The following is a 13678-nucleotide window of genomic DNA, read 5'->3' as shown; positions in this document are numbered from 1 at the left end:
CGCTGTACCTGCGCCTGGCCGAAACCGCTGCGGGCGACCGCCCACCGCTGCCCGACGCCTTCGTGCAGGCGGTGCAGCAGGTGCCCGGCGTGGCGCGCGCCGACGGCCTGCGTGCCGTGCCTGTGCAACTGGCGCCCGCCCTGCCCCCGGTGACGCTGCTGGCGCGCCCGCTGCACACCGGGCCCGGTACCGCGCTGGCCCTGCCCCTGGTTGGCGAAGCCCTGCGCGCGCCACCCGGGTCGGGCGCGGTGCCGGTGTACGTGAGCGAAGCCTTCCGCGATCTCTACAGCGCCCGGCCCGGCCAGTGGCTGCCGGCGCTGGCCACCGCGTTCGCGCCCGAGCGCCTGCAGGGCCGGCGTTTCTTCGTCGCCGGGGTCTGGCGCGACTACGCCCGCCAGCACGGCAGCGTGGTGATCGACCGCGCCGACTACCTGCGCCTGACCGGCGATGCGCGCGTCAACGACCTCGCGCTGCAACTGGCCGACGGCGCCGACGAAGCCGCCGTGCGGGCCGACGTCACCCGCCTGGCGGCCAGCGCGGCGTTGCCCGAGGCACTGGCCTTCGCGTCGGCGGCGCAGATCCGCGCCACCTCGCTGCGCATCTTCGACCGCAGCTTCGCCGTCACCTACTGGCTGCAGGCGGTGGCCATCGGCATCGGGCTCTTCGGTGTGGCCGCCAGCTTCAGTGCCCAGGTACTGGCACGGCGCAAGGAATTCGGCCTGCTCGCGCACCTGGGGCTGACGCGGCGGCAGATCCTCGCCGTGGTCGGCCTCGAAGGCCTGGCCTGGACCACGCTGGGCGCGCTGGCCGGCCTGGCCCTGGGCTTGGTGGTCAGCCTGGTGCTGGTGCACGTGGTCAACCCGCAGAGCTTTCACTGGACCATGGACCTGTCGCTGCCCTGGCCCCGGCTGGCGGCGCTGTGTCTGGCCGTGGTGCTGGCCGGCACGGTCACGGCCTGGCTGTCCGGGCGCGCCGCCGCCAGCCGCGACGCGGTGCGCGCCGTCAAGGAGGACTGGTGATGCCGATCCAGCGCCGCCACCTGCTGGCCACCGCCCTGGCCGCCGCCCCCGGGCTGCGCAGCGGCCCGGGGTGGGCCGAGACCCGCACGCTCGCGCCGCGCCCGCTGGCCTTTCCGCGCGACCACGGCAGCCACCACGACACCCGCACCGAATGGTGGTACCTCACCGGGCACGGGCAGGCTGGCGACGGCCGGCTCTATGGCTTCCAGATCACGTTCTTCCGCAGCCGGGTCGACGCGGCCGCCCGCTTGCCCGGGCGGCTGGCCGCGCGCCAGTTGCTGTTCGCGCACGCCGCCATCACCGATGTGGGCGGCGCCCGCCTCTGGCACGACCAGCGCATCGCGCGCTGGAACGGCGAAGTGCCCGCCGACACCGAGCGCGGCGTCTTCGCCCGCGAGACCGACACCGAGGTGGTGCTGCGCGACTGGCACCTGCGGCGCCGGCCCGATGGTGGCTACGAAGCCCGCATCGGCGGCGACGAGATCGGCATCGAACTGCAGGCCACACCGCGCCAGCCCCTGCTGCTGCAAGGCGATGCCGGCTTCTCGCGCAAGGGCCCGCAGCCCGCACAGGCGAGCTTCTACGTCAGCCACCCGCAACTGGCGGTGCAGGCCCGCCTGCGGCTGCCCGGCACGCGGGTCGCGGTGCGCGGCAGTGCCTGGCTGGACCACGAATGGAGCGAGGCGCTGCTGCACCCCGATGCCATGGGCTGGGACTGGATCGGCATGAACCTCGGCGACGGTGCGGCGCTCACCGCCTTCCGCCTGCGCCGCGCCGACGGCTCGGCGCTCTGGGCCGGTGGCTCGTGGCGCACGGCGGCGGGCGTGCTCACCGTGTTCGGCCCGGACGCGCTCGCCTGGACACCACGGCGCCGCTGGACCAGCCCGCGCACCGGCGCCGACTACCCGGTCGCCTGGCGCCTGGACACGCCGGCCGGCAGTTTCACCGTGCAGTCCCTGGTGGACGCGCAGGAACTCGACAGCCGCGCCAGCACCGGCACCGTCTACTGGGAAGGCCTGTCCGACCTGCTCGATGCGCAAGGCCGGCGCACCGGCCGGGGTTATCTGGAGATGACCGGCTACGCCGGCCGGCTGGTGCTCTGACCCACGTGCCCAGGCCGCGTCACGGGCGCGACCGCTGTGCGGGAAATCCCCCAAAGCCAGGCCGGGCACCCCCCGCCTAAGATGCCCCTCGGCCGTCCGCCGACGGCAGGAGACCCGCCATGAACACCGCCACCGGTGCCGCCCCCGAGGTGGTCGACCCGCGCAGCTTCCAGCGCTTCGCCGACTTCTACCCCTTCTACCTGAAGGAGCACAGCCACCGCACCTGCCGCCGCCTGCACTTTGCCGGCTCGACACTGGCACTGGTGTGCCTGGCCCTGCTGCTGGCCACGGGCCAGCCGGGCTGGCTGCTGGCCGGGCTGCTGTGCGGCTACGGCTTCGCCTGGTTGGGCCACTTCGGTTTCGAAAAGAACCGGCCAGCCTCGTTCAAGCGCCCGCTCTACAGCTTCATGGGCGACTGGGTGATGTACAAGGATCTCTGGACCGGCCGCATCCCCTTCTGAGCCACCCCGCGGGCGGGCGCCCGCAGCGCCCCGCCCATCAGGGCAGGTTTTCGCGGAACATGATCTGCCCACGCGTGACTTCCACCCCCGTCATCGCGTCGCGGCCATCGCGCAGGTTCGCGAAGATGCGCACGCAGGTCATCATGGCGCCCTGCGGGTTCTGGCTGATCACCGCGTCCATGGTGCCGTCGATCAACAGCGCTCGCGTGTCGGGCGACAGGCCGTGCCCGATGAACACCACCTTGTGCGCGCGGCCGGCCTCCTTGAGCGCGCGGCCCACGCCGTCGGATGCGCCGCCGATGTTGTAGAGCCCGGCCAGGTCGGGGTACTGCTCCAGCAGGGTGCGCGTGAGTTCGTGATTGCGGTCGGCATCGTCGTGCCCTTCGCGCAGGCCCACCACCTCGATGTGCGGGAACGACTCCTTGAACAGGTGCAGGAAGCCCACCTCGCGCTCCTCGTGCGCGCGGTAGCTCAGGCTGCCCGCGATCATGGCCACCTGCGCCGGGCGCTCGCCGATGAAGCGCGCGATCAGGTACGCCGCAGTGCGGCCGGCGGCGCGGTTGTCCAGGCCCACGTAGGCGGCCCGCTTCGAGCCCGAGATGTCGGAAATCAGGGTCACGGCCGGCACGCCGCGTGCGGCCAGCGCGTCCACCGCATCGCGCACCAGCGGGTGCTCCAGCGCCATGAAGGCCACGCCGTCGGCCTTGGCGCCGTGGCGCAGCAGCGCCTGGGCCAGCACCTCGGGATTGAACCCCTCGACCCATTCGACCCGGCAGCGCACGTTGTAGGGCGACCAGTGCGCCTCGGAATAGCCGATGGTGTCGCCGAGCATGCGCAGGAACCGGTTGTGGCCCGCCGGCAGCAGAAACACCAGTTGCATGGGTGCGGGCTGCAGCGCGTGGTGCAGGTCGGCGTCGGGCAGGTACTGCAGGCGCTCGGCGGCCTGCAGCACACGCTCGACCGTGGCCCGGCGCACGCCAGGACGGCGGTTGAGCACGCGGTCCACCGTGGCCGTGGAAACACCGGCCAGCTGGGCAATGTCGGGAATGCGGGCAGGCTTTGCCATCAAAAAACCATCAAAAAACATCAATCAAGAAACTGGCAATCTGGCGATGCCGGCAGTTATTATTCCCTCACGTTTGATGGATGTACACATCAAATTTGATCAAACAACACATCTTGTACCAGCCGCCCTGCCGGCCCGGTACCCGGAGACAGGCATGCCGTTTTTCCCCCTGGGGCTGCGCCCCTTGAACCGCCGCTGCGCCGGCTGAACGGACCCCGCGCGTGGATTACGAATTCGATTTCGCCAGCGTGCTGGCCGCCTGGCCGCAGTTTCTGGACGGCGCCTGGCTGACCATCCAGCTTTCGGTGCCGGCCACCGTGATCGGTTTCATCATGGGCACGCTGCTGGCCATCGGCCGGCGTGGGCCGGTGCGCTGGTTGTCGGCGCTGTGCGGCGCCTACGTGGAAGTGATCCGCAACACGCCGTTGCTGGTGCAGGTCTTTCTGGTGTTTTTCGGCCTGTCCAGCCTGGGCTGGAAGGTGCCGGCCTTCACGGCCGCGCTGCTGGCCATGGTGATCAACGTGGCCGCGTACTCGTGCGAAATCATGCGCGCGGGCATGGACGCCATCCACAAGGGCCAGCTCGAAGCCGCCGAATGCCTGGGGCTGACGCGCCGGCAGGTGTACTGGCACGTGATCCTGCGCCCGGCCATGGAGAAGGTCTACCCGGCACTGACCAGCCAGTTCGTGCTGCTGATGCTGGCCACCTCGATCACTTCGCAGATTTCGGTGGAAGAGCTCACCGCGGCTGCGGCCCGCGTGCAGTCCGACACCTTCCGCCCGTTCGAGGCCTACATCCTGGTGGCCGTGGCCTACCTGGCGCTGTCGCTGCTGATGCGCGCCGGCCTGTGGCTGTTCGGCATGGCGGTCTTCACCCGCCGTCGCCGTCTCGGCACGGGAGGCACCCGATGAACACGCTGTTGCTTTGCCTTGCGGAGGCCTTCCATGGTTGATGGCGGCCTGAATCTCTACCACCTGCAGTTTCTGGCGGTGGGCGCGCTGTGGACGGTCTGCCTGTCGCTGATCGCTTTTGTCGGCGGCGGCCTGGCCGGCGGGGTGATCGCGCTGTGCCGGATCAGCTCCTTCAAGCCGCTGCGCTGGCTCACCATCGCCTGGATCCAGATCATCCAGGGGACCCCGCTGCTGGTGGTGCTGTTCGTGTGCTACTTCGGCCTGAGCATCATGGGGCTGGAGCTGCCCGGCCTGGTGGCGGCCAGCATCGCGATGATCGTCTACGTCAGCGCCTACCTGGGCGAGATCTGGCGCGGCTGCATCGAGGCGGTGCCGCGCACCCAGTGGGAAGCGGCCGAGTGCCTGGCGCTCTCGCGCTGGCAACGCATGCGGCTGGTGGTGCTGCCGCAGGCGCTGCGCATCGCCACACCGCCCACGGTGGGCTTTATGGTGCAGATCGTCAAGAACACCTCGCTGGCCTCCATCGTCGGCTTCGTCGAGCTGGTGCGCGCCGGCCAGCTCATCAACAACTCCACCTTCCAGCCCTTCCTGGTCTACCTGATCATCGCGGCCGTCTACTTCGCGATGTGCTACCCGCTGTCGGTCTGGAGCCGGCGCCTGGAAGCACGCCTGCACTTCGGCCAGCGTGCTGCCGGCCAGGCCTGAGACACCGCAGAACAAGGTTTCCGAGACATGAAAGCAACCCCCTCCATGAACGCGGTCGTCGAACTCCAGGACGTGCACAAGCGCTTCGGCAGCAACCCGGTGCTCAAGGGCGTGTCCTTCGCCATCCCCAAGGGCCAGGTGGTGGCCATCATCGGCCAGAGCGGTTCGGGCAAGAGCACGGCGCTGCGCTGCATCGACCGGCTGGAAACCATCGACAGTGGCACCATCCAGGTCTGCGGCCACGCGGTGCACGCGCCCGACGTGGACCTGCGCCGGCTGCGCCAGGACGTGGGCATCGTGTTCCAGAGCTACAACCTGTTTCCGCACCTGACGGTGGAGCAGAACATCACGCTCGCACCCAAGGCGGTCAAGGGCCTGTCCAGCGCCGACGCGCGCGCCATCGCCGAACGCACGCTCAGGCAGGTCGGTCTGGCCGACAAGGCCCAGGCCTATCCCGAACAGCTCTCGGGCGGCCAGCAGCAGCGCGTGGCGATCGCGCGATCGCTGGCCATGGAGCCGCAGGTGATGCTGTTCGACGAGGTCACTTCCGCACTGGACCCCCAGCTCACCGGCGAGGTGCTGCGCGTGATCGAGCAGCTCGCCGAAGGCGGCATGACCATGGTGCTGGTCACGCACGAAATGGAATTCGCCGCCCGCGTGGCCGACACCATCATCTACATGCACGCGGGCAAGGTCTGGGAGACCGGCCCCGGCGCCATGCTGAAGAACCCGCAAACGCCCGAGCTGCGCGACTTCCTGTCGCACGGGCTGTGATCCGGCGGCGCCCCTTTTTCCTTCACCACCACCCCAACGGAGACACACCATGACCCCTTCCCGCTTCCTGCGCCGCACCCTGCTGGCCACTGCCGCCGCCACCCTGTGCCTGCCCGCGCTGGCCGAACTGGCCGACGTCAAGGCCGCCGGCAAGATCCGCATCGGCATCGACCTGAGCGCTCCCTTCTACGGGTACGTGGACGACAAGGTGCAGCCCGCCGGCTCCGACGTGGACGCGGCCAAGCTGCTGGCCAAGGACCTGGGCGTGGAGCTGGAGATCGTCAACACCACCAACTCGGCGCGCATCCCCAACCTGCTGTCGAACAAGGCCGATCTGATCATCTCCTCGCTGTCGATCACGCCCGAGCGCCAGAAGGCGGTGGACTTCTCCATTCCCTACGGCGCCATCCAGGCCGCCGTGGGCGCGCCCAAGAGCCTGGCGATCAAAGGCATCGACGACCTGGCCGGCAAGACCGTGGCCGTGACCCGCGGCGGCCCGCAGGACAAGATCCTGTCGGAGCGTGCACCCCAGGCCAAGGTGGTGCGCTTCGACGATGAAGCCGCCTCCATCACCGCCGCCGCCAGCGGCCAGACCGACATCGTGGCCATCACGCCGCCCATCATCGCGGCCATCGCCAAGCGCGCACCGGCGCGCGAGTTCGAGGTCAAGTTCATCCTCCAGTCCTACCAGCTCGGCATCGCCATGCGCAAGAACCAGCCCGAGCTGATGAACTGGGTCAACGGCTGGGTCAAAACCAATCTGCACAACGGCAAGCTCAATGAGATCCACCTCAAGCACGCCGGCGTCGCCATCCCCAAAGAAATCATCGACGGCGCCAAGTAAGCGGCTGGCACCGCCACCCGCGCCCACGCCACACAGGAAGGAATCCGCATGAGCCGCCACTTCGGCGAAATCCGCCAACTCGGCTATGTCGTGCACGACATCGAAGCCGCCATGGACTACTGGAGCCGCACGCTGGGCGTGGGCCCGTGGTACTACAACCCGCGCGTGCCGATCAAGCACTACCGGTACGACGGACAAGACTACGAGCCGCACAACTCGGTGGCCCTGGCCAACTCCGGCTTCGTGCAGGTGGAGCTGATCCAGACCCGCAACGACGTGCCCTCGATGTACCGCGACTTCCTGCAGGCCGGGCGCACCGGACTGCAGCACGTCGCCTACTGGACCAGCGACTACGACGCCGATCTGGAACGCCTGCTGGCGCAAGGCTTCAAGCCCAAGATGCAGGGCGAGGTCGGTGAAAAGGGCCGCTTCATCTACTTCGACACCGAGTACCACCCGGGCACCGTGATCGAGCTGTCGGAAGTGGCCGGCCCCAAGGGCCGCATGTTCGACCTGATCCGCGAATCCTCCCTGACCTGGGACGGCGTGACCGACCCGGTGCGCCCCTTCCCCGACCTGAGCACGATCTGACCTCTCGCCCATGACGACGCCCGCCGACCGGCTGCAAGCCACCTACCTGATCGAAACCCCCCTGGAACCCGCGAAGGTGGCCGAGGTGATGGCGGGCGAACAGTCCTGCGGGACCTTCACCCGCGTGCAGGGCGAAACCGACGCGCTGCGCGAACGTGCCCGCGCCACGGTCGAACAGCTCGACGAACTGCCCGCGGCCGAAACGCCCAGCCTGCCCAACGCCTGGCTGGACCGCCAGGGCCGGGGCGGTCCGTGGCGGCGCGCTCGGGTGCGGGTGAGCTTTCCCACTGCCAACATCGGCGCCAACCTGCCGACGCTCGCGGCCACGGTCAGTGGCAATCTGTACGACCTGGGCGAAGTCACCGGGCTGCGGCTCGAATCCATGCAGGTGCCGGCCAGCTACCGCGCCCGCTTCGAGCGCCCGGTGGCCGGCATCACCGGCACGCGCAAACTCACCGGCGTGACCCACGGCGCGCTGGTGGGCACCATCATCAAGCCCAACGTCGGCTTCTCGGCCCAGCAGACGGCCGAACTGGTGGCGCAGCTGTGCGCGGCCGGCGTGGACTTCATCAAGGACGACGAGGTCTGTGCCGACCCCGACCACGCCCCGCTCGCCCAGCGCGTGCCCGCCGTGATGGCCGCCGTGCGCGCCCACCAGGCGCGCACCGGCAAACACGTGATGGTGGCCTTCAACATCACCGACGAAACCGAGGCCATGAAGCGCCACGCCGATCTGGTGGAACGCGAAGGCGGCTCCTGCGTGATGGTCAGCCTCAACTGGTGCGGCTTCTCGGCCGTGCAGACGCTGCGCCGCCACACCCCCCTGGTCATCCACGGTCACCGCAACGGCTTCGGCGCGCTCTCGCGCCACCCGCAGCTGGGCATTGGCTTCCAGGCCTACCAGACGCTGTGGCGGCTGGCCGGCGTCGACCACATGCATGTGCACGGCCTGCAGGGCAAGTTCTCGCAGCCCGACGCCGAGGTGCAAGCGTCCGCGCGCGACTGCCTCGCGCCGCTGGCCGAAGGCTGCGACGACGCGGTGATGCCCGCCTTCTCCTCCGGCCAGTGGGCCGGCACCGTACCCGCCACCTGGTCGGCCATCGGCACCGACGACCTGCTGTTCATGTCGGGCGGCGGCATCCTGGCCCATCCGGGCGGGCCGGCCGCCGGCGTCACCAGCATCCGCCAGGCCTGGGCCGCGGCGCGCGCCGGCATCGCCCTGCCTGACGCCGCGCGCGAGGCGCCCGAACTGGCCGCCGCCCTGGACTTCTTCGGCCCCAAAACGCGGTGAACCCCGACACCGCCCGCCCCCGACTGGCCTGGTACGGCGACGACTTCACCGGCGCCACCGACACCCTGGCCACCACGGCCCAGGCCGGCCTGCGCAGCCTGCTGTTCCTGGGTGTGCCCAGCGCCGCGCACCTGGAGCGCGCCGGTCCGCTCGACGCGGTGGGCATCGCCGGCGCAGCACGCGCCATGGGGCCGGCCGAGATGGCCACCGAGCTCGAACCCGTCGGGCGTTTTTTCGCCCGCCTGGGCGCGCCGGTGGTGCACTACAAATGCTGCTCCACCTTTGACAGCGCGCCGCACGTGGGCAGCATCGGCGAAGCGGTGCGCTGCCTGCGCCCGCACCTGCCCACCGCCTGGGTGCCGATCGTCGGCGGTCAGCCCAATATCGGGCGTTACTGCTGCTTCAGCCAGCTGTTCGCTGCGGCCGGCACCGGCGGCGAGGTGCACCGCATCGACCGCCATCCCACCATGAGCCGGCACCCTGTCACGCCCATGGGCGAAGCCGACCTGCGCCGCCACCTGGCCGCACAAGGCCTGCCCCGCGTGCTTGGCCTGCATTACCCGAGCTACCAGACCGCACCCGCGCAGCAGGACGCCCTGCTCCAGCACCTGCTGGCCGACGCACCCGACGCGGTGCTGTTCGACATCGCCAGCCCCGCCGACCTCGCCGCGGTGGGGCGGCTGCTGTGGCACCAGGCGCTGCAGGCTCCTCTGCTGGCCGTCGGCCCCAGTGGCGTGGAACAGGCCCTGGCCGCCCACTGGGCCGAGACCGCCGATGCGCATCCAGCCGCATCGGCCCCCTTGCGGCCCCCGAGACCGGCGCAGGGCCCGGTGTTCGTGTTTGCCGGCAGCCTCTCGCCCCGCACGGGCGAGCAGGTGGCGGCGGCCCATTCCTTCGAACGGCTGTCGCTCGATGTTCGCGATTTGTTGAGCGATCCGGCCGCGGCCCGCCACCGGTGTCAGAGCGTGCTCGCCGCCCTCGCCGCCGGCCAGCACGTGCTGCTCCACACCGACGCGCAGGCCCGCCATGGCGACCTCGATCCCCACGCCGTCGCCAACGCCACTGGCGAACTGGTGGCGGCCATCGTCAACGCGTGCGCCCAGACGAGCCGCCCGCTCCAGCGCATCGGCATCGCCGGTGGCGACACCTCCAGCTTGGCCGTGCAAAAGCTCGGGCTCTGGGGCCTGGCTTGCGAGGGCGTGCTGGCGCCCGGCGTCACCCTCAGTCGGGCACGCAGCGATCAGCCCGCCCTGGATGGGCTGGAGCTGATGCTCAAAGGGGGGCAGATGGGCCCGGTGGATCTGTTCGAGCGGCTGTTGCGCGGGCTGGCCTGAGCCCCGCCGTCATCCCCCTCAAGCCGGGCGACCAAACACCGTCACCACGTAATCCGTCATGGCCAGGCCGTGCGACTGCGCGATCGCCTCCAGGCGCGCCTCGATGGCGGGATCGTGGAATTCGTGCACCTCACCGTCGCGCAGCGACACCAGATGCCCATGGTGCGGCTCGCCATCGCACAGTTCGTAGACGGCACGCCCACCCCCGAACTGGCTCTTCTTGAGAATGCCCGTCTGCTCGAACTGCGCCAGCACCCGGTACACGGTGGCCAGCCCCAGGTCCATGCCCAGACCGACCATCTGGCGGTAGACGTCTTCGGCGGCCAGGTGGCGTTGTTCGCTGCGCTGAAACAACTCCAGCACCTTGATGCGCGGCAGCGTCACCTTCAGGCCAGTGGTTTTGAGCTTGTCCAGATGCTCCATGCGTCAAGGCCCTCAGGGCGCTGGCAACGCGCCACGTCGACAGGAATGCGGGAAAAAAAGCATGGCTGGTCGGAAGTCTTCCGATGGCTAGCTAAAAACGACCTTGAGGTGATGAAACCCCGGGTCGCCCCACGATGAAACACTGGCAGCCCCCGAACATCTGGAAATCCCCTGCCCGGTTGGCTGCAATGACTGCATCATAACATTGAATGCGAATAATTCCCATTAATTCGGAAAAATTTTTCCACCACCACGCCCACGGATGGGGACGCTGCTGCAACGGGCTGCCGGCGCCACGATGCCATCCCAGATCGGGTCGGGTCGGCCGGGAGCAACGAATGGCTGTTACAGGCTGGTACAGCGGGAGGGAAATCCAATGTGCGCAGACAGCCCATCGGTACCTGATGCCGCCGTTCCCTCAACTCCGCGGACCATACAAAGTGCTCCGCCGCACTGTGGCGGGAGGCGGCTCCGGCGCCCAACCCCATCGGTGATGGCCAGAAACGACAAAGCCCGGTGAAAACCGGGCTTTGTCAGGGAACTATCTGGGGTGGCTGATGGGACTCGAACCCACGACGACAGGAATCACAATCCTGGACTCTACCAACTGAGCTACAGCCACCGCAAGCCCAAGATTATAGCCTGAACCCGAGGCGTTTCCAGAACTTCATCAGGGTCTTTTCGGTTCCGGCACCAGGATACGCACCTTGAAGCGATCCTTGAGGGTCTCGTAGTAGGCCTGCGCCTCAGCGGTGGTCCACCATTGCGCGTACTGCTGGCGCTCCTGCGTGCGGCGCGCGGCCTCCGCTTCGGAACGGGGCAGCAGCTTCTCGACCTTGACGATGGCGTAGCCCTGCGCGCCCAGATCCACCCCCGCCCAGGCGGGTAAGGTGGTCGCCGGCGCACTCAGGGCCGCCCGCAGCACCGCAGCCGACACCCCCTGGGGCTGGTCGCGCGACACGGTCACCGCCGCCGGCAGACCCGAGGCATCGCCACCGGCCTTGAGGGCTTCCAGACGCTGGGCACCGGCTTCGCCGGCCAGCTGTGCCGAGCGCTGCGCCACCAGTTGGGCGCGCACCTGCTCGCGCACCTCGGCCAGAGGCTTGGTATGGGCCGCCTCGTGGCGGGTCACCCGCGCCGAGGTCAATTGCCCGCTGCCCGTTTCCAGCGCCTCGGTGTTCTGCTTCTTCTCCAGCGAATCGGGCGCAAACAGGGCCGCCAGCAAGCGCTGGTTGCCCAGCACGCCCGCGTCGGGCCGCGGCTCGCGGGTCACACCCTGGGCGGTCTGCACCGTCAGCTTCAGACGTTCGGCCGCCGGCTGTAGGCTGTCGGCCTGTTCGTAGACGAGGTTGCTGAAGGTTTCGGCCGCTTCGCTGAACTGCTTCTGGGCCTGCTGCTTCTTCAGATCACCTTCGAGCTGGGCACGCATCTCCGCAAAGCTGCGAACCTTGGGTGCGCGAATGTCGGTGAGTTCGATGATGTGGAAACCGAATTCGCTTTCCACCAGATCGGAGATACCCCCTTTGGCCAGCGCGAACGCGGCGTCCTCAAAGGGCTTGACCATAGCGTTGCGCCCGAAGAAGCCGAGGTCACCGCCTTGCGCCGCCGAACCGGGGTCCTGCGAGTGGGCCTTGGCCAGTTCGGCAAACTTGGCCGGGTCCTTGCGCACCTGGTCCAGCAATTCCTGCGCCTTCTGCCGCACTGCGGCCTTTTGTTCGGCCGAAGCGCCGGCTGGCACCGTCAGCAGGATGTGGCTGGCGCGGCGCTCTTCACCGCCGGAGAGCGCCACCGCGTTCTGGTCGTAATACGCGCGCAGGTCGGCTTCGTTGAGCGTGACTTCCTTGGCCAGGGCAGCGGCATCGAGCACGAGGTACTCGACATCGACCTGCTCCGGGGCCTGGAACAGCGCCTGGTTGCTGTTGTAGAAAGCCTCGATCTCGGCCTCCGTGGGCTGCACGCGGGCGGCAAAGTCCTTGGCCGCGAGCATCTGCACGCGAATTTCGCGGCGCTGGAAGAACGGCTCCAGCGCCTGTGCCGCCACGGCCGGCGTCACCAGGACCGATGCCGTGACGCCGCCCAGCACCTGCTGGCGCGAAAGGTCGGCGCGCACGCGGGCCTCGAACATTTCGGGCGACAGGCCCTGGCGGGCCAGCAACTCGCGATAGGCCTCGACGTCGAGCGTGCCATCGGGCTTGCGCAGCGTGGCAATCGCCTGGTTGCGCTGCAGTTCCGCCGCCAGGCGCGCGTCGGTGGTGTAGAGGTGGTCCTTTTCCGCAGCGACGGCCAGCACGCGGTCCCGCACCAAGCGGTCCAGCGTGGCGTAGCGGGCTTCGTCGCTGTCGAGCAGGCGTGCATCCAGGCCGGGCATGGACTCGCGCAGGCGCTGGGCCTCGACCTGGTGGGCCTGGTCCCATTCGGCCTTGGTGATGTCGTGCCCATCCACCGAGGCCACCGGTTCGCTGCGCTCATTGAAACGGGTGTACCCCTCGATGCCGAACAGCACGAACGAGGGAATGATCAGGATCATCAAGAAGCCCATGAGGTACTTCTTGTGGTTGCGGATGGAATCGAACATGCCTGGCTATCCTGAAATCGGCGAACAACAAAAAAGGCGAACCCGGGTTCGCCTTTTGGGGGTGGTGGGTGCTGACGGGGTCGAACCGCCGACCTACGCCTTGTAAGGGCGCCGCTCTACCGACTGAGCTAAGCACCCCACCTGAAATTCCCGGTGCCGTCAGTTCAGCGCGTCCTTGAGCGCCTTGCCAGGACGGAACTTGGGCACCTTGGCGGCCTTGATTTTAATCTCAGCGCCCGTGCGGGGATTGCGGCCCTTGCGCGCGGGACGCTTGGTCACGGCAAACGAACCAAAGCCCACCAGCGACACGGTACCACCCTTCTTCAGCGTGGTACGGATGGCCGCAATGGTCGAGTCCAGGGCGCGGGTCGCCGCAGCCTTGGAGATGTCGGCATTCTTGGCGATGTGTTCGACGAGTTCTGTTTTGTTCACGAAAAGCCCCTCTTGAAGTGTTGGAAGGAAATCGTTGATCCGAGCAGTGCCCGATGGGCAATACAAAGGCCGCAACAGAGGCGGCCTGCTACGCGCGCATCACGCCGGACGCCAATGAGGCACGGGTGACGCGATGCCATGGGATTAGA

General features: G+C 68.7%; 15 protein-coding genes and 2 tRNA genes. 11 read left to right on the top strand and 6 right to left on the bottom strand.

Annotated elements, in window-relative coordinates; genetic code table 11:
* From QQK43_RS01315 to QQK43_RS01305, 3 genes are all read left to right on the top strand, one after another.
* Window positions 1-1019: ABC transporter permease (locus QQK43_RS01315; RefSeq protein ID WP_284306309.1), on the top strand; the 1019-nt coding region annotated here is incomplete at its 5' end.
* Window positions 1019-2122, top strand: coding sequence for a lipocalin-like domain-containing protein (locus QQK43_RS01310; protein WP_284306307.1), 1104 nt, complete (start codon window positions 1019-1021; stop codon window positions 2120-2122). The genes QQK43_RS01315 and QQK43_RS01310, both read left to right, overlap by 1 nt.
* A 119-nt stretch (window positions 2123-2241) precedes the next feature.
* Entirely contained in the window at window positions 2242-2583 is a 342-nt protein-coding gene (locus tag QQK43_RS01305; protein ID WP_284306305.1) for an Mpo1-like protein, read from the top strand.
* A gap of 37 nt (window positions 2584-2620) precedes the next feature.
* Here QQK43_RS01305 and QQK43_RS01300 read toward each other — a convergent pair whose 3' ends face one another.
* On the bottom strand, window positions 2621-3649 hold the full coding sequence (locus QQK43_RS01300) for a LacI family DNA-binding transcriptional regulator (protein WP_284306303.1): 1029 nt from the start codon (window positions 3647-3649) through the stop codon (window positions 2621-2623).
* Here QQK43_RS01300 and QQK43_RS01295 point away from each other — a divergent pair.
* Genes QQK43_RS01295 through QQK43_RS01260 form a run of 8 tightly spaced genes read left to right on the top strand, consistent with a single transcriptional unit; the run spans window position 3630 to window position 10099 of the window.
* The gene (locus QQK43_RS01295; RefSeq protein ID WP_284306302.1) at window positions 3630-3857 is read left to right on the top strand and encodes a hypothetical protein; all 228 of its coding nucleotides are present in this window, start codon (window positions 3630-3632) and stop codon (window positions 3855-3857) included. The genes QQK43_RS01300 and QQK43_RS01295 overlap by 20 nt on opposite strands.
* Before the next feature lie 13 nt (window positions 3858-3870).
* Window positions 3871-4560: an amino acid ABC transporter permease gene (locus QQK43_RS01290; RefSeq protein WP_284306301.1), complete on the top strand. Its 690-nt coding sequence runs from the start codon at window positions 3871-3873 to the stop codon at window positions 4558-4560.
* Between the two features lie 33 nt (window positions 4561-4593).
* Window positions 4594-5265 (top strand): amino acid ABC transporter permease, encoded by a 672-nt coding sequence (locus QQK43_RS01285; RefSeq protein WP_284306300.1) that lies wholly within the window; start codon window positions 4594-4596, stop codon window positions 5263-5265.
* A 45-nt stretch (window positions 5266-5310) separates the two neighbouring features.
* On the top strand, window positions 5311-6039 hold the full coding sequence (locus QQK43_RS01280; RefSeq protein ID WP_284306319.1) for an amino acid ABC transporter ATP-binding protein: 729 nt from the start codon (window positions 5311-5313) through the stop codon (window positions 6037-6039).
* 49 nt (window positions 6040-6088) lie between these two features.
* Complete coding sequence (locus QQK43_RS01275; RefSeq protein ID WP_234263066.1) at window positions 6089-6883, top strand: transporter substrate-binding domain-containing protein; 795 nt, start codon at window positions 6089-6091, stop codon at window positions 6881-6883.
* Between the two features lie 48 nt (window positions 6884-6931).
* On the top strand, window positions 6932-7474 hold the full coding sequence (locus tag QQK43_RS01270) for a VOC family protein (protein ID WP_234263067.1): 543 nt from the start codon (window positions 6932-6934) through the stop codon (window positions 7472-7474).
* A 10-nt stretch (window positions 7475-7484) separates the two neighbouring features.
* The gene (locus QQK43_RS01265) at window positions 7485-8765 is read left to right on the top strand and encodes a ribulose-bisphosphate carboxylase large subunit family protein (protein WP_284306299.1); all 1281 of its coding nucleotides are present in this window, start codon (window positions 7485-7487) and stop codon (window positions 8763-8765) included.
* Window positions 8762-10099, top strand: coding sequence for a four-carbon acid sugar kinase family protein (locus QQK43_RS01260; RefSeq protein ID WP_284306298.1), 1338 nt, complete (start codon window positions 8762-8764; stop codon window positions 10097-10099). The genes QQK43_RS01265 and QQK43_RS01260 overlap by 4 nt, the downstream gene beginning before the upstream one ends.
* 18 nt (window positions 10100-10117) lie before the next feature.
* On the opposite strand, the gene QQK43_RS01255 is transcribed toward QQK43_RS01260, so the two are convergent.
* The 5 genes from QQK43_RS01255 to QQK43_RS01235 all read right to left on the bottom strand — a co-directional run bounded on the left by QQK43_RS01255 (window position 10118) and on the right by QQK43_RS01235 (window position 13568).
* Window positions 10118-10522 (bottom strand): transcriptional repressor, encoded by a 405-nt coding sequence (locus tag QQK43_RS01255; RefSeq protein ID WP_234263072.1) that lies wholly within the window; start codon window positions 10520-10522, stop codon window positions 10118-10120.
* Between the two features lie 546 nt (window positions 10523-11068).
* Window positions 11069-11144, bottom strand: a tRNA-His gene (locus QQK43_RS01250).
* A gap of 48 nt (window positions 11145-11192) precedes the next feature.
* Window positions 11193-13097 (bottom strand): SurA N-terminal domain-containing protein, encoded by a 1905-nt coding sequence (locus QQK43_RS01245; RefSeq protein ID WP_284306296.1) that lies wholly within the window; start codon window positions 13095-13097, stop codon window positions 11193-11195.
* A gap of 62 nt (window positions 13098-13159) precedes the next feature.
* Window positions 13160-13235, bottom strand: a tRNA-Val gene (locus QQK43_RS01240).
* 21 nt (window positions 13236-13256) lie between these two features.
* Window positions 13257-13568: an HU family DNA-binding protein gene (locus QQK43_RS01235; protein ID WP_284306318.1), complete on the bottom strand. Its 312-nt coding sequence runs from the start codon at window positions 13566-13568 to the stop codon at window positions 13257-13259.
* Window positions 13569-13678: the final 110 nt, after the last annotated feature.

Origin of the sequence: Hydrogenophaga electricum (genome assembly GCF_030160815.1) — a bacterium.
Taxonomy (GTDB): Bacteria; Pseudomonadota; Gammaproteobacteria; order Burkholderiales; family Burkholderiaceae_C; genus Hydrogenophaga; species Hydrogenophaga electricum.
The sequence above is the reverse complement of the archived record's forward strand: the minus strand, read 5'-3'. Positions and strand labels throughout refer to the sequence as shown.